Here is a 19,629-nt window from a genome sequence, read left to right as displayed (position 1 = left end):
CGCTCGGAGTGAACCGGGGGGTCGGAAGGGGGCGCGTTCGCGCCGTCGCCTGTCCTGCTGATCACCCCCGACCTACGGTCGAGGGAACGGGGCACGGTGGGGAGGTTCGAGCATGGCGGCACGCGGCCGGGACGGCTTCTCGGTTCCCGCGCCGGAACCGTCTCTGGTGCGGGTCTGCGATCTCGCCGGGCGGCCGCGCGGCACGGGGTTCGCTGCGGACGAGCACGGCACGGTCGTCACCAGCCACGAGGCGGTCGACGGGCTCGCCAGGATCGTCCTGCACGCGCCGGACGGCCGCACCTGCGTGGTGCCCGCCGAAGCCGTGGCGGAGCTGCCCGGCACCGACCTCGCCCTCGTCCGCACCGAAGGCCTCGGACTGCGGCCCCTGCCGTTCGCCGCCCGGGCATCCGTGGCCACCGGTGCCTACGTACGCATCGCCGCGGGCGGCTGGCGCGAGGCACGGGTCCTCGGCACCTCGGCGGTCACGTACACGGCGACAGACCGCTGCCACGCGGTGGGCGCCGCCCTGGAGCTCGCGATCGGCACGGACGGAGCCGACGCGCTGCGGCTCGGCGGGGGCGCCGCGGGCGGGCCGGTCGTGGACGCGGTGACGGGCGCGGTGCTCGCCGTCCTGGGAACGGCACTGCGGCCCCGCCGGGGCTCCGAGCCTCCGGCTCAGGACGCCCACGGCTCTGCGGGTTTCGCCGCATGGAGCGCCGGGCCCTCGGTTCAGGATGGCCACCGTCCGGCGGGTTTCACCGGCTGGAGCTCCGGGCCCTCGGTTCAGGATGCCCAGGGCCCTGCGGGATTCGCCGGCTGGAACTCCGAGTCCTCGGCTCAGGATGCCCAGGGCCCTGTGGGTTTCGCCGTCTGGAGCTCTGAGCCCTCGGTTCAGGACGCCCACCGTCCGGCGGGCTTCGCCGTCCCGCTCCTGGCGGCGGCCGCCGCCGACCCGGGCGGGCCGCTCGCCGAACTCATCGCGCGCAACGCCGCGACCGTTCCCGCGTACGGCGAAGACCTCAACCTCGCGGGCGCACTGCACCTCACAGCCACCTCGGCGGGCTCCGACGGCCCGCCCGCCCCGCTCCACGAACCGGTCGAACGCCCCGACACGGCCCGCGAGTTCGCGACCTTCCTGACCGGCCCCGCCCGCGTGCTCGGCCTCGTCGGCGACCCCGGCACCGGACGCACGACGGAGCTGGCCGCCCTCGCCGCGCGGCGCGCGAGGGGCGCCGAGCCCGCCCCCACGCTGTGGCTGCGCGGCGCCGACCTGCGGGGCACGGACGTGTCCGTGGCCGACGCGGTGGAGCGGGCGCTCGACCGCGCGGGGCGCATCCTGACGGCGTCCGCGGAGGACGGCCAAGGGCTCGGCGACCACTCCGCGGACCGGGTGGCCCGGCTCGTCCACGCCGCGGGGCGACCGCTCCTCCTCCTGCTCGACGGCCCCGAGGAGATGCCTGCCGTGCTCGCCCACCGCCTCGCGCAGTGGAGCTCCGGCACGGCCCGATGGCTGGGGGACACCGGTGCCCGGCTCGTCGTCGCCTGCCGCGCCGAGTACTGGGAGCAGGCCGGCGCCCACTTCGACGCGGCATCGCTGCACGCCGCGGCTGACGGCGCGGAGCTCCCCGGCTGCGTACGCCTCGGGGACCTGCCGGAACCGCAGGCATCCCGGGCCCGCGCACTCCACGGCATCCCGGACGACGCGCTGGCCGCCGCCGACGCCCGGCACCCGCTGGCCCTGCGCCTGCTCGGCGAGGTGCGGGGCGCGACGCCGTCCGCCCCGCCGCCGGGCACTCCGACCCGCGAGGACGTCTTCAGCGCCTACCTGCACCTGCTCTGCCTGCGGGTCGCGGTGCGGCTCGCGGCGGCGAACGGGCTGCGCGGGAGCGCGGTGCGCCGCCTGGCGGCGAGGGTGTCCGGCCAGGTCCACGAGGCGGCCCGACGCTGCCTCGGCCCCGGCCACGGCGAGCTGGACAGGGCCTTCTTCGAAGAAGCCTTCCCGTGGGGGGCACGCCTCCACGGCTGCACGGGTTGGGCGTCAGCGGTGCTGACGGAGGGACTCCTCGTACCGGCGGGGCCGGGTTACCGCTTCGCACACGAGGAGGTGGCGGACTGGCTCCAGGGCACACATCTGGATGTGGACGGAGCTCTGGAGGCGCTGGTGCATCGATATCGGGGGGTGGGGGGCTCGCCGGGGGCGGGGGCGGTGGCTTCGGTGGACCGGGGGGCTGCGGCTGCGGCGGGGTTGGAGGTGCCGGTGGGGCCGGGGGTGCAGGTGGACTCGGCGGCTTCGGTGGAGTCGGTGGGCCTGGGGGTGCCTGGGGGGCCGGCGGTATCCGTGGGCTCGGCGGGTTCGGGTGGACCGTCGGTCTCCGAGTGGCCGGGGGGTCCGGCGGTTCCGCCGGATGGAGACGCGGATGGTGACGCGGATGGAGACGCCGTGGTCCCGGAACAGCGGCGGCGCAGGGCGGCTGCCGCTCGTGCCGCGGCCTCCGGCCCCGCCCGGGACTCCGCCCCAGCTCCTGCCCCCGCCCCTGCCGCCGTCTCCGCCCCTTCCCCCACCCCCACCCCCACCCCCGTCCCGCTTCTGCCCGTGCCGCGGCACCGGATCGGGCCCGTGGTGCAGGCCCTGCTGTTGCTCGGGCGACAGCGGGGGGCCGCCGAGCTGGCCTCCCGGCTGGGGGAGCTCACGGACGCGCTGGTGGAGTTCGGGGACGGGGGAGCGGCGGGAGGATCGGGCGACGGCGCTTGGTGGGCCTCGCACCTTCTCGGCGAGGTGCTGCTGCGCGTGCCCGACGCGACGCCCTACCTCGCGGTGCTCGAACCCCTCGCGGCGCGCGGGGAGTTCGGGACCGCGTTCTGGCTGGGGCTGCCGCTGGCCGAGGCAGACCGCTTCTCGCTGCTGCGCCGGCTCGTCGTGCACGACGGCCCTCCCGGCACCCCGGACCGCCGCCTGGACGCCGTCGCCGTACTGCTCCGCGCCGACCCCGCAGGCGTACAACCGCTCCTCGCGCGGTGGTTCGGCGACGAGCGGCCACTGGACGCGGCGCCCGACGCCACCGTCGCCTCCGCCGCGCAGGCGCTGCTCCACACCCACCGGCACCGCGCCATCGACGACCTCACCGAGGCCCTGGTCGACTGCGCGCACGCCCGCGCCGACGAGCTGCTCGCCGCGCTCGCGGAGGAGGAGCCCGCCGCGCTGTGCAGGGCCGTCGACCGCTGGGCCCGCGACGAACGCCCCGGCAGGCGCGTCGCGGCCGCCGCCTACGGCCTGCGCGCCGCCCCGCACACCACCACCGCCGCCGAACACGCGCTGCTGCGGTGCTCCGCCCTCGCGCTGCTCGCCCGCTCCGCCGACGACGCCCTCCACGGCGCCGCCCTCGCCCTCCTCGTACGCGATCCGAGCACCCGGGCCCAGCACCTGCCGGACGCCCTGCGACGCTTCACCGCCGGGGACCCGCGGCTGCCCGCGAGCGCCCTCGCCGCCGCCCTGACGACCCACCCCGAACCCGTCCTCGACGCCTTCCGCACCCGGCTGCACGCGCCGGATCCGGCCGCCGACGCCATCCTGTGCTGCCTCGCCGACGTGACCACGCCCGCCCTGGCCCGCCGCGTCGCCACCCTCGTCCACGACCTCCTGGAGACCCGCCCCGAGGCGGCCGCGCCCGCCGTCGCGTACATCGACCGCCGCCTCGAACACGGCCCCGACGTGCGCCCCGTCCTCTTCCCCCTGGTCGCAGGGCTCCTGCACAGCAGACACGTACAGGTCCGTGCGGCCCTCGCGCCCGTGCTCGCCGCGCCCGGCACCGCCGTCTCCCGCGCCCTGCGCGGCGAACTGCTCGACGTCCTGCTCAGCCAGGAGCGGGACGCCGCCGTTCTGGAGAGCGTCCTGCGGGCGGTGGTGCTCGGCGTGTCGGAGTGCGGCGAGGACCGCGCCCGCGAGCGCGTCCACCGCACCGTGCTGCTGCTCGTCCGCACGCCGGAGGGCGCGTCCCGCTGCGACCGGCTCCTCGTCGAACTGGCCCGCGGCCGTCCGGGCTTCGCCGCGCTGGTCACGGGCTGGCTGGCCGACGCCCCGCAGGACTGGGCCGCCCTCGTCGGCCCCAGCGCCCTGCGGGTGATCGAGAACCTCGCGGGCGGCGTCCGCGTCCCTGCATAGGAGTGACCCCCGCCACTCCCTCCGGTGCGAGCCGTGAGGTGTCGGCATGGCACTCTTAGACCTGCGCAATCGGCAATGGGAACGTACAGATGTACGTGACGTATACGGGTTCGGCGAGGAGCAAAGAAGTGCAGCGCTGGCGTGGCTTGGAGGACATCCCCCAGGACTGGGGGCGCAGCGTCGTCACCATTGGTTCCTACGACGGCGTGCACCGCGGGCACCAGCTCATCATCGGCCGTGCGGTGGAGCGCGCCCGTGAGCTCGGCGTGCCCGCCGTCGTCGTCACCTTCGACCCGCACCCCAGCGAGGTCGTCCGCCCCGGCAGCCACCCGCCGCTCCTCGCCCCGCACCACCGGCGCGCCGAGCTGATGGCGGATCTTGGGGTGGACGCGCTCCTCATCCTCCCCTTCACCACCGAGTTCTCGAAGCTGTCGCCCGCGGACTTCGTGGTCAAGGTCCTCGTCGACAAGCTGCACGCGCGCGTGGTCGTCGAGGGCCCCAACTTCCGCTTCGGCCACAAGGCGGCGGGCAACGTCGACTTCCTGGCCGAGCTCGGCGGAACGTACGACTACGAGGTGGACGTCGTCGACCTCTACGTGAGCGGCGAGGCGGGCGGCGGCGAGCCGTTCTCCTCCACGCTGACCCGCCGCCTGATCGCCGAGGGCGACGTCACCGGAGCGGCGGAGATCCTCGGCCGCCCGCACCGCGTCGAGGGCGTCGTCGTGCGCGGCGCGCAGCGCGGCCGGGAGCTGGGCTTCCCCACGGCGAACGTGGAGACCCTGCCGCACACGGCCGTCCCCGCGGACGGCGTCTACGCCGGCTGGCTGCACGCCCAGGGCGAGGCGATGCCGGCGGCGATCTCGGTCGGCACGAACCCGCAGTTCGACGGGACGGAGCGCACGGTGGAGGCATACGCGATCGACCGCGTCGGCCTCGACCTGTACGGCCTGCACGTGGCCGTGGACTTCCTGTCCTTCGTCCGCGGCCAGGCCAAGTTCGACACGATCGACTCGCTGCTCGTGGCGATGGCGGATGATGTGAAGCGGTGCCGCGAACTGGTCGAGGCGGCGCGGAAGCCCTGAGCGCCGGTCAGGACGCCGCCGCATCGCGGAGCGCCGCCACCTTCTCGAGACGCTCCGTGCACGAGCCCGGATCCTCGCGCTCCAGCTCGCGGTACAGGGCCAGTGCGGCGTCGCACGCCTCCTGAGCCGCTTCCGGACGGTGCAGGGCGATGAGGGTTTGGGCGTGGTATTCGTGGGCCGCGGCGGTCTCGGCCCTCAGTTCGTCCCTCAACTCCGCAGGCAGACCGGCCAGGAGGGCGACTGATTCGGCAGCAGCCTGTTCCTCCTCCTTCGGACGTTCCGCCGCGGACATGAAGTGGGCCTGATTGGCCAGTGCATCCAGCAGGCCCTCATAATCCGCGGGGTTCTCGCGGTGGACGGTGCGGAACACCTGCGCGGCCTTGATGTTCACCCGGTAGGCGACCGATGCCTGCGACGCGTGGAGCAAGGACCGGGTCTGTACGAGGAAGGATATTCCGAGCAGCGGCAGATGCCGTCGGCCGTCCTCGGCCACGAGCCTGCGCGCCAAACCGGTGGCCTCGACCGCCGCCTCGACGGCCTCCGACGGCGAACCGATCCTGAGACGCAGGTCGACCAGTTTGTTCAGGGCATGCACGAGTTGCACCCTCGAGCGTGGCGGCCCCGAGTGGGCGAGCTGCCGTCTGATCGCCGCGTCCTCCCGTACGTCTTCCAGCGCACCGACGAGATCGCCCAGGTCGACAAGGACCCGCGCCCTGTTGCGCAAGATCGAGGCGAGTTCCTCCAGGTACGCGTCCGGATGGTCCTGCGCGGCTCTACGGCGGACGCTCAGGGATTCGTTCGCGGCCTCCATCGCTGCGGCGAGGTCACCGGCCTCATAGAGTCGCGTCGTGAGCGTACTGAGCGACCTGGCCAGATCGGGCAGCAGCGTGACGTCGTCGGCGGCGAGTTCGCGTCGTGTATCGACCGACCTGCGGGCGGCCGCAAGCGCCGCTTCGTCGTCGCCTGTTTCCGCGAGGTGCCGGGAGAGGTTGTTCAGCACCGCCCCCAGCCCGAGCGGCGCGAACGACTGGTTCTTGCCACCCGTCACCTGCAACGCCACGAATTGCGCGACGCTCTGCCGTCCGTCGCGCACGGCCTCATCGAACCGCCCGAGCCTGCCCAGTGCTGTCGCTCGGTCGTGCAGCAGCAGTCCCCGGAGCACATCGCCAAAGCCTCCGGCGCCCTCTGTGTCGAGCAGCCGCAGTCCGGACGTCGCGGTCTCCAGTGCCTCCTGGTTACGGTGGGCCCCGAGTTGCCGTCCTGCCAGATTGTGCAGAGTGCCCGCCCGCTCCCGGTGCGGGTCGGCCGCCGACGGCTCGGGCTCGACCTCCAGCAGCTTCTCGTGCAGGCGGACGCTCCACGACGACAGCGCCCGGGTGAGGGGTGGGATCCTCGCCGCCAGGTCGAGCAACCGGCCCGGCGGCAGCAGTTCCTCCACGAGGATCTGGTCCAGCGCCGCGATCAGGATCGCGGGTTCCGCGCTGCGCGTTCCCGCCGCCACCAGCAGGGGCGCCAAATGCGCCGGGCGGGAGCGGACGGCGGTGCGCAGGACGTCCGCCAGAGGCTCGGACTCGGTCTGCGCCGCGGCCCGGCTCAGCACAAGAAGCGCGTTCACCGTCTCCTGCCCGTCGAGCACCGGCAGCAGACGAAGCAAGATCTCCGGCTCGGCCGCCACTCGCCTGCCCACGAGGAACTCGCCCAGGGGGTCGGGCTGGAGAGGGCCCCACTGCCACGTCGTGCCGCCGTCCGCCGAGTCGGGGCGTGGATAGAGCTCGTGGAGCCAGTCCGCCACCGCCCGCCGCACCGACTCCGGGTGGTCGCCGACGCGCGGCACCCGAGCGAGCATCGCGTGGGCGCGCGCACCCGGCACCGGCCCCACGAGGGTGGCGGTCACCACCGCGTTGCGCAGTGCGGCGTCGCCGAGGGCACCGAGCGGGGCGCGGCGCGAGGTCTCCCGCCAGTACGCCGACTCATGGCCGATGAGGGCCTCCTGGGCGTCCCGTACCGGAGGCCCGGCGCTCGGCGCCAGCACGCTCGCGAGCGCCGCCATGTGGATGTCGAGGACGGTCCTGTGCGGGCGCCGGGGCGTGCCCGGCGGCTCAGGGAGCATGTCGTGCGGCGACCCCGCCGCCACCGGGAGCCCCAGCGCCGCCGCTCCCCGTGTCAGGTCCGCCACCGCCGTGCGGAAGATCTCGTCCTCGGCCACGCCCAGGGACGCCGTGTCCAGGATCGACCAGCGCCGGGCCCGCGCCGTCGTGTCCGCAGCCTCCGCCCCGCCGAGGGAGCGCAGCTCGTCCCACCACTGGCCGAGGGCTCGTGCGACGAGCAGGACCCTGAGCGGGACCCCGCTCGTGCTCCGCCCCAGCAGGCGCAGGAGTTCCCCCACCTCCTCCACCCGGCTCTCCGCGTAGTCGATCACCAGGAGGACGGGGGCCGTCGTACCCGCGAGAAGCCGGTGCTGGTCCGGTCCGCTGCCCCGCCTCAAGTGCACCACCGCGTACCGTTCCGCGGCGACCCGGTGTCCGAGCTCGCGGGCGAGCCGTGTCTTCCCGGCACCGCCGGCCCCGGTGAGGACCGCCATCGACAGGTCGTCGTCCGCCGTGCTCCACGCCACCATCTCGTCGAGGAGTTCGCGGCGCCCGGTGAACCGCACGGTCTCCGCTCTGGGGTGGAGCAGGGTGGCGGCGGACCGTGGCACGAGCGGCTCGACGGATTCGGTGTGGTCGGCGAACTCGGCGGGTTCGAGGTGGATGGTCGCCCCGGTGTGCAGGCGCACCAGTTCGCGGAACGCTTCGTCGGCGAAGAGGACGTAGCTGGGGACTGCCTCGATCCTGCTGTGCTGCCAGCCCGGCAGGTCGGCGACGGCGACACCCACAAGAGTGCCCGCGCACCACACGGCGCCGCCCGACAGGCCGGCCCAGGGCGAGACCCGCTCGGGCCCGACCGGGGGAGTGCCGGTCAGGCTCAGTACGTAGCGGTCGGACTCGACGGCTTCCATGGGGTCGAGCACGCCGACGAACGACGTGGAACCCAGGGTCCCCGTACGCCCTGAATGACCCGTGTATCCCCGGATCCACGTGTCCGCCGGGTCCTGCGTCACCAATCTGCCCCAGCGCACGGGGGCGAGGTCGCGCGTCAGATCCTGCTCGGCCAGCAACAGGGCGCTGTCGTAGGGCCCGTCGGAGCGCGACCACACCACTCGGCAGGAGACGGGGTCGCTCCCGGGCACCTGCACCGTCGCGTCCGTGCGGCCCCCCAGGACGTGCTGCGCGGTGAGTACGAGGCGCGGCGCGAGCAGGTGGCCCGACCCTTGTCCCGCCGCCCGCACCACGGCGGTCCGGCGTGTCTCCTGCATGCCGGGCGGCCGCTTCTCAGCGCCCGAAGGAGGGTTCGAGACTGCCGGTCTCCGGCGGGTGCTCGTTGCTGATCAGAAGCGGGTTGCCGGTCTGGTCCCGCGGCGTGAGGACGAGCTTCACGTGGTGCACGTCCTCCTTCGTGAGCCGTCCGGAGGCGCCCGCCGACACCACCGTGCCCAGCACCCGACCGAGGCCCACTTTGGCGGTGGCCTCCCTGGTGAGGGTGACCGCGAACTCCAGCTCGATGGGGCCGACCTCGAACTGCACGTTGCTGCCGGCGCCCGCGGCGGCCGCTTCCAGCAGCTCGTCCCGGAGCGCCTGTACGGCCTCGCCGACCCCGATGGGCTCACTCATCTTGCCCCCAACTCCTCGCGACGCGTGTGCAGTCGGCACACTCTACGGCGCCGGTGTCGCTCGCGAGTGCGCGGCGAGAAAGCCTCCTGGAGGGCGCCCGCCGGGCGCCTTGTCAGGGGCGCGGGGAACTGCGCGAACAGCCCCCACCGAGCCGCAGCCGACACAGAGCCGCACCCGGCGCAGAGCCCCAGCCGCCCCCGCCTGCGAACCCCCGTCGGCAGACGCTAACGCGCCGCCGCCCAGTGGCACGCCACCTGCGTCTCGCCCGCCCCGGAGAGCACCGCCAGGTCCTCCCCCCGGCAGCGGTCCGCGACCCCCGCCCGTTCCGCCTCGCCCGAGGCGAGTACCTGGCAGCGGGCGTGGAAGCGGCAGCCGCCGGGGATGCGGGACGGGTCCGGGGGCTCGCCCGTGAGGACGACCGGGGCCCCGGGGGCCTCGGGCAGGACGGACAAGAGGGCTTGCGTGTAGGGGTGCTGAGGGGACGTCAGGACCTCCTCCACCGTTCCCGTCTCCACGATCCGGCCCAGGTACATCACCGCGACCCGGTCGGCGATGTTCCAGGCGAGGCCGAGGTCGTGGGTCACCACCAGTGCCGACAGGCCCAGTTCGTCGCGCAGCCGCAGGAGGAGTGCCAGGATCTCGCCGCGTACGGACGCGTCCAGTGACGCCACCGGCTCGTCGGCGACGATGAGTTCGGGTTCGAGGACAAGCGCGCCCGCGATGACGACGCGCTGGCGCTGGCCGCCCGAGAGTTCGTGCGGGTAGCGCAGGAAGAAGCGCTCGGGCGGGCGCAGGCCGGCCCGGGAGAGGGCCCCGGCGACCGCCGCCCGCTCGTCGCCCCCGTACCCGTGGATGCGCAGCCCCTCCGCCACGGCGTCGTACACCGTGTGCCGGGGATTGAGCGACCCGCTCGGGTCCTGGAGCACCAGCTGGACCCGCTTGCGGTACGCCTTCAGGGCGCGGCCGGAGTAGTCGAGTGGTTCGCCGCCGAATGTGACCTTGCCGGAGGTCGGCGGGACGAGGCCCAGCAGTGAGCGGGCCAGTGTCGTCTTGCCGCAGCCCGACTCGCCGACCAGGGCGACGATCTCGCCGCCCTTGATGTCGAGGTCGACGCCGTCCACCGCACGCGCGGTCGGTCCACCACGGCGGCCGGGGAAGGCGATGTGCAGACCGGCGGCGGTGAGCAGCGCACCACCCGGCGCCTCGACCACCGTGCCTGCGTCGTCCTGCGTCGTCATGCGTGCGTCCTCTTCACGGGGGCTCTCGGTCACGGTGTGCGCTCCGCCGTCGCGGGGGCCGACGTGGGCTGCGCGGGAAGCGGTGCCCCCGCGTGGACACACGCCGCGCGGTGGTGCGGCCCCGCGTCCCGCAGCGCCTGGTCCTCCGTGGCGCAGGTGTCGAGCGCCACCGCGCAGCGCGGATGGAACGTACAGCCCGTGGGGAGCGCGGACGGGTCGGGCGGATCGCCCGGCAGACCGCGCGGGGCGAACCGCGACGCGATGTCGCCGATGCGCGGGAAGGCCGCCGAGAGGGCCTTCCCGTACGGGTGCCTGGCGTTCTCGTAGACCTCGGAGGCCGGGCCCTCCTCGACGACACGGCCCGCGTACATCACCGCGAGCCGGTCGCACGTGTCGGAGAGCACGGCCAGATCGTGGCTGATCATCATCAGGCCCAGGTCCTGCTCGGCCACCAGCTGTTCGATCAGGCGCAGGATCTGCGCCTGGATCATCACGTCGAGCGCGGTGGTCGGCTCGTCGGCGATGATCAGCCGGGGATCGCAGGCGAGCGCCATCGCGATCATCACGCGCTGGCGCTGGCCGCCGGACAGCTCGTGCGGGTAGGCCTCCGCGCGGGCGGCGGGCAGCCCCACGTGTTCGAGGAGCTCGCCGACCTTGGTCTTCGCGCCGGCCTGCGTCGCCTTCTTGTGCAGCAGGATCGGCTCGGCGATCTGGTCGCCGATGCGGTGGACGGCGTTCAGGGAGTGCATCGCGCCCTGGAAGACGATCGAGGCGCCGGCCCAGCGCACCGCGCGGACCTGCCCCCACTTCATGGTGAGGACGTCCTCGCCGTCGAGCAGGATCTCGCCGGACACCTTGGTGCCTGCGGGCAGCAGCCGCAGCAGGGCGAGCGCGAGTGTGGACTTGCCGCACCCCGACTCGCCCGCGACGCCCAGTTTCCGGCCCGCGTCGACGTGCAGGTTCACACCGCGGACGGCGGCGGCGCCGTTCGCGTACGTCACTTCGAGATCGCGTACGTCGAGCAGGCGCCGCGGGCTCGCTTCGGTGATGTCGGTCATATTGGTGATGTCGGTCGACTCGGTCAACGGGTGGCCCCCAGCCTGGGGTTGAGCACGGATTCCACGGCACGGCCGCACAGCGTGAACGCCAGCGCGACGACCGCGATGGCGAGACCGGGCGGGGCGAGGTACCACCAGTGCCCCGCGCTGACCGCGCCGGCCTCGCGCGCGTCCTGCAGCAGGCCGCCCCACGACACGCTCGTCGGGTCGCCGAGGCCGAGGAACGCGAGCGTGGCCTCGGTGAGGATGGCGCCGGAGATGACCAGTGTGGTCTGCGCGAGGACGAGCGGCATGACGTTGGGCAGGACGTGTCGGGCCATGATGTGGCCGTGGCCGCCGCCGAGTGCCTGCGCCCGTTCGATGTAGGGCCGGGACTCCACGGCGAGGGTCTGCGCCCGGACCAGGCGGGCCGTGGTCGGCCAGGTCGTCACGCCGATCGCCAGGATGATCGTCCAGATCGTGCCGGACATCACCGCGGCGAGCGCGATGGCGAGCACGAGCGTCGGCATCACCAGGAACCAGTCGGTGATGCGCATGATCACGGTGGCGTACCAGCCCTTGAAGTGCCCGGCGGTGATCCCGACGAGCGTGCCGATGGCCACCGAGAGCACGGCGGCGAGCAGCCCCACGGTCAGCGACATGCGCGCGCCCCACACGAGCAGGCCCAGCAGGTCGCGCCCGAACTGGTCGGTCCCGAGCGGGAACTCCGCACTCGGCGACTCCATCGGATCGCCCGGCGCGCCGGTCACGCTCTGCGCGTCGGAGCCGACGAGCAGCGGCGCGAAGACCGCGGCGAGGGCGATCAGGACGAGCACGGCGAGGCCGACGAGCCCGGCGCGGTGCGTGCGGTACTCGCGCCAGAAGCGCGCCGCCGAGTGCCTGCGCCGCGTCCAGGCGAGTGACCGCGCGCTCTTGGCGGCGGGCACCGCCGCGGCGGCGGGCACGGGGTCGGCCTGTGTCGGGTCGGTCGGTGCGGATTCGGTCGTCATCGGCCCACCCGGGGATCGAGCAGCGGATAGATCACGTCGGCCAGGGTGTTCATCAGGATCACCGCGACGGAGAAGACGAAGAACAGCCCCTGCACCAGCGGCAGATCGGGCACGCTCAGCGCCTGGTAGAAGAGCCCGCCGAGGCCCGGCCAGGAGAACACGGTCTCGACGAGGATGGCGCCCGCCACGACCGTGCCGAGGTTGACGAACATCAGGGTGACGGTCGGCAGCATGGCGTTGGGAACGGCGTGCCGACGCCGTACGAGATCGTCCCGCAGCCCCTTCGCCCGCGCGGTCGTCAGATAGTCGCTCCCCATCTCGTCGAGCAGCGACGACCTCATGACGAGCAGCGTCTGCGCGTATCCGACCGCGACCAGGGTGATGACGGGAAGCACCATGTGGTGCGCGACGTCGATGACGTACGCGAAGCCGGTCTCGCCCCCGGACTCCAGGCCGCCGGTCGGGAACATCCCGGGAATGGGCCCGATGCCCACCGAGAAGGTGATGATCAGCAGCAGCCCCAGCCAGAACGACGGCACCGAGTACAGCGTCAGGGCGAGCCCGGTGTTGAAGCGGTCGCCGAGCTTGCCGTTGCGCCACGCGGTGCGCGTGCCGAGCCAGATGCCGATGATCGTGTAGAGGACGTACGCCGTTCCGGTGAGCAGGAGCGTCGCGGGCAGCGCCTCGGTGATCTTGTCCATCACGGGCGCGTGGAACTGATAGGACGTACCGAAGTCGCCGGTCAGGACGTTGCCGGTGTAGTCCCAGAACTGGGCCATGACGGACTTGTCGAGTCCGAACTCCTTGCGCATCGCGGCGAGTTGCTCGGATGAGACCCGCTGGCCGCCCGTCATCTGCTTGACGGGGTCGCCGGGGATCAGCCGGAACAGGAAGAAGCTGGTGACGAGCACGGCGAACAGCGACACGACCGCGCCGCCGATCTTGCCCGCCACATAGAGGAGGTAGGCGCGGGTGTTGCGGTCCCGGGGCCCGCGGGCCGACGCCGCCCCGGCAGCGGCCGGGTCGCCGTCGGCCCCGGGACCCTTGGGGCCCTCGGTGTCGAGCAGTGCGGGATTGCTGTCAGCGGTCATGCGTTACTCGCGGTCCTCTGCGGTAGAACGGCGGCGCAGGGCGAACAGGACTCCGCCGCCCACGAGCACCACCGCGGCAGCGGCGATACCGATGATGACACCGGTCGAGCTGCCGTCCTTGGAGGAACTCTTCCCATCCGCGGGCACGGCCGACCACCAGCTCCAATATCCGTCCTGGCCGTAGATGTTGCCGGCGGCCGTCGGCATGGTGGTGATGGACTTGATCTGGTCGGTGCGGTAGGCCTCTACGGCGTTCGGGTACGCGAGGACGTTCATGTACCCGGAGTCGTACAGCCACGACTCCATCTGCTTCACGATGTCGGCGCGCTTGCCCTGGTCGTACTCGGCGAGCTGCTTGTCGTAGAGATCGTCGTACTTCTTGTCGCAGATGAAGTTGTCCGTGGCCGCGCTCTCCTTGGCCTTCTTCGGCAGCGCGGCGCAGGTGTGGATGCCGAGGACGAAGTCGGGGTCGGGGTTGACGGACCACCCGTCGAAGGCGAGATCGTACTCACCCGCGTACCAGGGCACGGACACGTCATCGAGGCAATTCACCTTGAGCCCGATGCCGAGCTCCCCCCACCACTCCTTCAGATACTTCCCGACGGCCTTGTCGTTGGGGTCGGTGGCGTGGCACAGGATGCGGAAGTCGAGCGGCTTCCCGTCCTTGCCGACGCGCTTGCCGCTGCTGTTCTCCTTGTACCCCGCCTCGTCGAGGAGCTGTGCGGCCTTCTTCGGGTCGTACTTCAGCTCTTGCTCGGCGGACGGCTTCCAGGCGTACTCGGAGAAGCGCGGCGGAATGTACCCGGCCCCTTCGACGGCATGCCCCTGAAAGACCTTGTCGACGAGCGCCTCACGGTCGACGGAGAGGAAGAGCGCCTGCCGCACCTTCTTGTCGAGCAGCGCGGGATGCCCGTCACCGAACTTCTTGCCGTCGAGGGTCTTGGCGCCGGGATTGGTGGCCAGGGCGAAGAACCGCCGCCCGGGCCCCTCATTGACCTTGATGTTGTCCTCGTTCTTCAAGGACTCGGCCTGCGCGGGCGTGAGCGCGGGCTGCCCGGCCACGAACGACACCTCGCCCTTCCTGAGGGCGGAGACGGCGGCGTCCTGGTCCTTGTACGTCTTGAAGACCAGCTCGTCGAACTTGGGCGACCCGCGCCAGAAGTCCTTGTTGGCCTTCAGCCGTACGTACTGATCGACCTTGTAGTCCGTCAGGGTGAACGGCCCGTTGCCGACGACGGGGAAGTCCTTGTCGTTGTTGAACTTCGAGATGTCGTCGACCTTCTCCCAGACGTGCTTGGGAACGATCGGCACATCGAGGGCGGCCATGGTCGCCTGCGGCTTCTTCAACTCGATGACCAGCTTGGTGGGGCTCGGCGCGGTCACCTTCCTGAAGTTGGTGACGAAGTTCGAGTTCGCGGTGGCGGTGCCTTCCTTGGACATCACCTTGTTGAACGTCCACGCCGCGTCCTCGGCGGTGGCCTGCTTCCCGTCCGACCACTTGGAGTCGCCCCGGATGGTGTACGTCCAGGTCAGCTTGTCCTCGGAGGACTCCCACTTCTTGGCGAAGCCCGGGACCGCCTTGTTGTCCTTGGCGTCGTAGTTCGTCAGGTACTCGTACGTCAGCCGGTGGATGCTGGTGCTGAGCAGCCGCTGGGCGAGGAACGGGCTGAGCGAGTCGACGCTCTGCGCCACGGCGACGGTGAGCACCTTCTTCCCGCCGTCGTCCGCCTTGGCCTGTGCTTCCTGCGGGGCCGGATTGAGTGGCGTGGCGAAGCCGGCCGTCAGAGTGAACGCGGCGACGCCACCGGCGAGGGTGACCTTGAGGCGGCGGTGGGGGTGGGGGCGGTGCCGGGGTGTTGCTCTCCGCTGGGGTGCTGCGTCTCGCCGGGGTGCTGCTGATCTGCCGTGCTGATCTTGTGTGTCCATGGGTCGGTGACCTCGCGTCATCGCTCGCGCAGGGATGGCTGGTTGCACATTGTTCGATCAAGAAACGTCAGCTGGTTGCTGTGTGTTTACCAGCGCTGGTCTGCGCGCGTCAACGGCGTGCGCACCCCATGTGGCCTGCGGAAATAACGAATTGACCGGTATGGAGCACGCATTGGTCGAGACCACTGACGCGTGCCTGGTGAGGGGGTGACGGAGGGGGGTGGGGGGACTTGACCTGGGGGTGCGTGGGGGGACTTGACCTCGGGGTGCGTGGGGGCGTGGACGGCTCACGTTCCCTGCGGGTGGTGGCGTGCGCGGGGTGTGGGTTCGTCGCGGGGTGGTGGCGTGTGGTGGGTGGGGGCTCGTCTCCCTCTGTCCCTCCGGTGGTCCTGCCTGTGGGTGGTTCGGTGTGGCGGGTGGTGGGGCTCGTTCCGCCTCTGTGGGCCGGCGATCCGCCTCTGTGCCCACCCGTTCCGCACGGCGGAACGGGTGGGCACAGCCACGGTGCCGGGTGGGGCGAACGGGGGCGTGCACGACGGTGGGCCCGTACCGAGGAACGGTACGGGCCCACTGGTGAGGGTGCCGGCGACTACTGCTGCGGAGGCGGCGGCTGCTGGAACGGCGCCCCCGGCTGGAACGGCGCGCCGGGCTGCGCGGGCGGCGGCGCCTGCCCGCCCTGGGGCTGAGGCGGCTGGTGAGGCTGCTGCTGGTGGGGCGCCTGGCCCTGCTGAGGAGGCTGGCCTTGCTGGGGCGGCTGGCCCTGCTGGGGCGGCTGCGGCTGCCACCCCTGCGGAGCCCCTGGCTGCTGGGGATAACCCTGCGGCGGCTGAGGCTGCTGCGGCGGCTGCCCCGGCTGAGGAGCGTACGGCTGAGGCTGCTGAGGAGCGTACGGCTGCCCGTGCTGAGCCGGAGCCGGGCCCGGAGCCGGAGCCGCAGGCTGAGCCTGCTGAGGCGGCTGCCCCGGCCCCTGCGGCACCTGCTGCCCCGGCATGGGCGGAGCCAGATGAGGCGGCGGATTCCCGTCAGACGTCCACAGCCCCTGCTGCTGCTGAGCCCGCACGAAGTCCTCCGCGACCATCGCGGAGAGGTTGAAGTACGCCTCCCGCACCTTCGGCCGCATCATGTCGAGGTCGACCTCGGCACCGGCGGCGAGGTGCTCGTCGAAGGGGATGACGACAACGCCCCGGCACCGCGTCTCGAAGTGCGACACGATGTCGTCGACCTTGATCATCTTGCCGGTCTCGCGCACACCGGAGATGACGGTGATGGACCGCGAGACGAGATCGGCGTAGCCGTGCGCGGAGAGCCAGTCCAGCGTCGTCGAGGCGCTGCTCGCGCCGTCCACGGACGGCGTCGAGATGATGATCAGCTGATCGGCGAGGTCGAGCACCCCGCGCATGGCGCTGTAGAGCAGCCCCGTACCGGAGTCGGTGAGGATGATCGGGTACTGCTTGCCCAGTACGTCGATCGCGCGCCGGTAGTCCTCGTCGTTGAACGTGGTCGACACGGCCGGGTCGACGTCGTTGGCGATGATCTCGAGCCCGGACGGCGCCTGCGAGGTGAAGCGCCGGATGTCCATGTACGAGTTGATGTACGGGATCGCCTGGACGAGGTCACGAATGGTGGCCCCGGTCTCGCGCCGCACGCGCCGGCCGAGCGTACCGGCGTCGGGGTTGGCGTCGATCGCGAGGATCTTGTCCTGCCGCTCGGTGGCGAGGGTGGAGCCCAGCGCGGTGGTGGTGGTCGTCTTGCCGACGCCGCCCTTGAGGCTGATGACGGCGATGCGGTAGCAGGAGAGGACCGGAGTACGGATCAGCTCCAGCTTGCGCTGCCGCTCGGCCTCCTCCTTCTTGCCGCCCAGCTTGAACCGCGAACCGCCCGCGGGCCGACTGCTCTTGGCCTTGGGCTTGGTGTTGCGCAGCAGCCGGTCGGAGGAGAGCTCGACGGCGGCGGTGTACCCGAGCGGAGCCCCGGGGTTCGTGCGCTCCCGCTGATCGTGCTGCACGGCCTGCGGCCAGGCGGCGCCGGTGCGGGGGTCGACGGGGGCTTGGGGCTGCTGGGGCTGCGGCTGCTGGGGTGCCTGAGGGTGAGCCTGCGCAGGCACTTGCGGCTGGGGTTGGGGCTGGGGTTGGGGCTGAGCCTGAGGGTGGGCCTGCTGCTGAGGTGCAGGCGGCTGCTGGTTCGGCAGGGGCTGACCCCCGGGAGCGGCGCCGTGCGGCGGCTGCGCGGGAGCCTGCGCCGGAGCCGGGAACGGCTGCCCGGGCTGTACGGACTGCCCGGGCTGTACGGGCTGCTGTCCCTGGGGACCGGGCGCCTGCGGGTACCCGTACCCGCTGTCCGGGCCGGCCGCTTCAGGGGCGACCGGAGCGGTGGGTGCGGGAGCGGGTGCGGGAGCGGGTGAGGGAGCGGAGTTCTGCGGGGGAGGGGCAGGCACGAAGGGCGCGCCGGGCGTCGTGGCAGGAGCGGCCTGCGGGAATCCGTAGCCGCCTTGCGGAGCCTCGGGGGCGGCAGGCGCGGGCGGAGCGGGGTTCTGCGCGGGCGCAGTGGGCGCAGTGGGCGCAGCGGGCGCAGCGAACGGTGTGCCGGGGGCGGCGGCCGGCGCGGTCTGCGGGAATCCGTACCCACCCTGCGGGGCCTCGGGGCTGGCAGGTGCGGGGGCGGAGTTCTGGGCGGGAGGGGGCGGCGCGGTCTGCGGGAACCCGTACCCACCCTGCGGGGCCTCGGGGGCGGCAGGCGCGGGCGGAGCGAAGTTCTGGGCAGGCGGAGCGGCGTTCTCGGCAGGCGGAGCGGGCGCCGCGAACGGAGTGCCGGGGGCGGCGGCCGGCGCGGTCTGCGGGAACCCGTATCCACCCTGCGGCGGATGCTGAGCGGCAGGCGCAGGTGCAGGCGCGGACGCAGGCCACGTACTCGGCGCGGGCTGCGGGGCCTGCGGTGCCTGCACCTCCGGAGCCTGCGGCTGCGCGGCCTCGGCGACAGGCTGCACCGGTTGCTGAGCGGCAGGTGCGGTCGGCACCGGCGCGGGCCACTGTGGCGCGGCGGGCGGAGCGGCGGGCTGGAAGGCGGGCGGCAGCGGAGGCAGCACGTCCTGAGGAGACGGCGGCGGAGGCCAGGCGGACGGCACGGAGTCCTGTACGGAGTCGTCGGCACCGCCGGAGTCGGAGTCATCGTCAGCAGGACGACTCTCCCCAGCCTGAACGGACGCACCCGACGCACCCGACGCACCCGACTCGCCGGAGTCACCGCCGTCACCGGATTCGTCCACGCCAGAGGAGGCCACGCCAGAGGAGGCCACGTCGGACGAGGCCAGGTCGGACGAGGCCACGTCAGACCGACCACCCTCCGCGTCCCGCCCCGCCGCAGCGGCCAGCTCCTCGAACTCCCGCTTCAGAGCGCGAGCGGAGAACCGCATGGTGGCGCCACTCTCGAGATCGCCGCTGCCGAGGCTCTCACCCACGGGTTCACCCACGGGCTCGACCACGGGCTCGACGACATCGCTGTCGGCAGAGGAGGACGCGGACGCTTCCGAGGTCGGACTCGCCTGGTCCCGGTCGCCACCCTCCCGCTCCTTGGCCTCGGCGAGGGCATCGACGTCCTTCTTGGGCACGACGCCGGTCACATGAACGGAGGCCGCAGGCCCGGCGAGGGCCCCGCTCCAGTCGGAGGCCCCACCGCCGGAAGGCACCGAATCCGAGGCAGCCGAAGCCCCCGACTCCGAAGCCCCCGATTCCGAAGCCTCCGACGACTCCGAGGCCCCCGAAGATTCAGAAGTTCCCGGCCCATCAGCGGCATCCGAACCCGCAGGCTGAAACCCACTCCCCACAGGCAACTTGGGCACGACGCTCGGTACGCCCGCGGAGGGCGGCCCCAGAGGCAGCGGCGGAGGCGGCGGCGCGGCGAAGGAGGGCATGGCGGGGGCGGCAGGCGCGGAAGCAGCCGGACCGGAGCCCCCCGAAGCGGACCCCGCAGAGGCAGCCCCCTCCGAATCGCCCCCCACCGCACCGGAGGAGTCCGACGCACCGGAAGAGCCGGAGGTGGCGGCGGAGTCCGAAGCGTCGGAGGAGTCAGACGCAGTCGGCGGCGTAGAAACGGGTGCAGCCGAAGGCGTCTTACCCGCACTGCCCGAGGCGTTCTGCGTGTACCAGGCAGGCGGCGCGTAGTCGATGGTGAACTCACCCGTCGTCTCGGAGGCGGACTCCGCGTCGGACTGATCATCGACGGGTGAGTCCCAGCCCCCGCGGATCTCGTCCCGATCGCTGTTCACAATGCCTCCTGATGTGGTCGAGCACCCTCGTGCCGTGGTGGGGGGCGACCGTTCCTGTCGTCCGATCCGCCTGGCTCTCCCCGTTGAGTGACGCGCCCGACCCGTTCAAGGGTTC

General features: G+C 72.7%; 10 protein-coding genes. 2 read left to right on the top strand and 8 right to left on the bottom strand.

The window, feature by feature from the left end; genetic code table 11:
* The first annotated feature begins 112 nt into the window (after window positions 1-112).
* Complete coding sequence (locus DEJ48_RS40280) at window positions 113-4,159, top strand: trypsin-like peptidase domain-containing protein (protein WP_223831988.1); 4,047 nt, start codon at window positions 113-115, stop codon at window positions 4,157-4,159.
* Between the two features lie 128 nt (window positions 4,160-4,287).
* Complete coding sequence (locus DEJ48_RS10415) at window positions 4,288-5,241, top strand: bifunctional riboflavin kinase/FAD synthetase (protein WP_150215875.1); 954 nt, start codon at window positions 4,288-4,290, stop codon at window positions 5,239-5,241.
* A 7-nt stretch (window positions 5,242-5,248) separates the two neighbouring features.
* Here the strand turns inward: DEJ48_RS10415 and DEJ48_RS40750 are convergent, their stop codons facing one another.
* From DEJ48_RS40750 to DEJ48_RS10375, 8 genes are all read right to left on the bottom strand, one after another.
* Entirely contained in the window at window positions 5,249-8,596 is a 3,348-nt protein-coding gene (locus DEJ48_RS40750) for a tetratricopeptide repeat protein (protein WP_150215874.1), read from the bottom strand.
* Between the two features lie 16 nt (window positions 8,597-8,612).
* Window positions 8,613-8,951, bottom strand: coding sequence for a trypco2 family protein (locus DEJ48_RS10405; protein WP_150215873.1), 339 nt, complete (start codon window positions 8,949-8,951; stop codon window positions 8,613-8,615).
* A 224-nt stretch (window positions 8,952-9,175) separates the two neighbouring features.
* Window positions 9,176-10,189: an ABC transporter ATP-binding protein gene (locus DEJ48_RS10400; protein WP_150215872.1), complete on the bottom strand. Its 1,014-nt coding sequence runs from the start codon at window positions 10,187-10,189 to the stop codon at window positions 9,176-9,178.
* A 29-nt stretch (window positions 10,190-10,218) separates the two neighbouring features.
* Window positions 10,219-11,247, bottom strand: coding sequence for an ABC transporter ATP-binding protein (locus DEJ48_RS10395; protein ID WP_150221103.1), 1,029 nt, complete (start codon window positions 11,245-11,247; stop codon window positions 10,219-10,221).
* A 23-nt stretch (window positions 11,248-11,270) separates the two neighbouring features.
* The gene (locus DEJ48_RS10390) at window positions 11,271-12,236 is read right to left on the bottom strand and encodes an ABC transporter permease (protein ID WP_190537316.1); all 966 of its coding nucleotides are present in this window, start codon (window positions 12,234-12,236) and stop codon (window positions 11,271-11,273) included.
* Window positions 12,233-13,327, bottom strand: a complete 1,095-nt coding sequence (locus DEJ48_RS10385; protein WP_150215871.1) for an ABC transporter permease — start codon at window positions 13,325-13,327, stop codon at window positions 12,233-12,235. The genes DEJ48_RS10390 and DEJ48_RS10385 overlap by 4 nt, the downstream gene beginning before the upstream one ends.
* Before the next feature lie 3 nt (window positions 13,328-13,330).
* A complete protein-coding gene (locus tag DEJ48_RS10380) occupies window positions 13,331-15,253 on the bottom strand; it encodes an ABC transporter substrate-binding protein (protein ID WP_190537315.1) in 1,923 nt (640 codons plus the stop codon).
* Between the two features lie 589 nt (window positions 15,254-15,842).
* Window positions 15,843-19,514: an SCO5717 family growth-regulating ATPase gene (locus DEJ48_RS10375; RefSeq protein WP_150215870.1), complete on the bottom strand. Its 3,672-nt coding sequence runs from the start codon at window positions 19,512-19,514 to the stop codon at window positions 15,843-15,845.
* Window positions 19,515-19,629: the final 115 nt, after the last annotated feature.

The organism is Streptomyces venezuelae, assembly GCF_008642315.1.
Lineage (GTDB): Bacteria > Actinomycetota > Actinomycetes > Streptomycetales > Streptomycetaceae > Streptomyces > Streptomyces venezuelae_D.
The sequence above is the reverse complement of the archived record's forward strand: the minus strand, read 5'-3'. Positions and strand labels throughout refer to the sequence as shown.

Coding starts and splice junctions, on each gene's coding strand:
- DEJ48_RS10400 (WP_150215872.1), bottom strand. CDS start 10,189: ATGACGACGCAGGACGACGCAGGCACGGTGGTCGAGGCGCCGGGTGGT.
- DEJ48_RS40280 (WP_223831988.1), top strand. CDS start 113: ATGGCGGCACGCGGCCGGGACGGCTTCTCGGTTCCCGCGCCGGAACCG.
- DEJ48_RS10395 (WP_150221103.1), bottom strand. CDS start 11,247: ATGACCGACATCACCGAAGCGAGCCCGCGGCGCCTGCTCGACGTACGC.
- DEJ48_RS10405 (WP_150215873.1), bottom strand. CDS start 8,951: ATGAGTGAGCCCATCGGGGTCGGCGAGGCCGTACAGGCGCTCCGGGAC.
- DEJ48_RS10385 (WP_150215871.1), bottom strand. CDS start 13,327: ATGACCGCTGACAGCAATCCCGCACTGCTCGACACCGAGGGCCCCAAG.
- DEJ48_RS10390 (WP_190537316.1), bottom strand. CDS start 12,236: ATGACGACCGAATCCGCACCGACCGACCCGACACAGGCCGACCCCGTG.
- DEJ48_RS40750 (WP_150215874.1), bottom strand. CDS start 8,596: ATGCAGGAGACACGCCGGACCGCCGTGGTGCGGGCGGCGGGACAAGGG.
- DEJ48_RS10380 (WP_190537315.1), bottom strand. CDS start 15,253: ATGGACACACAAGATCAGCACGGCAGATCAGCAGCACCCCGGCGAGAC.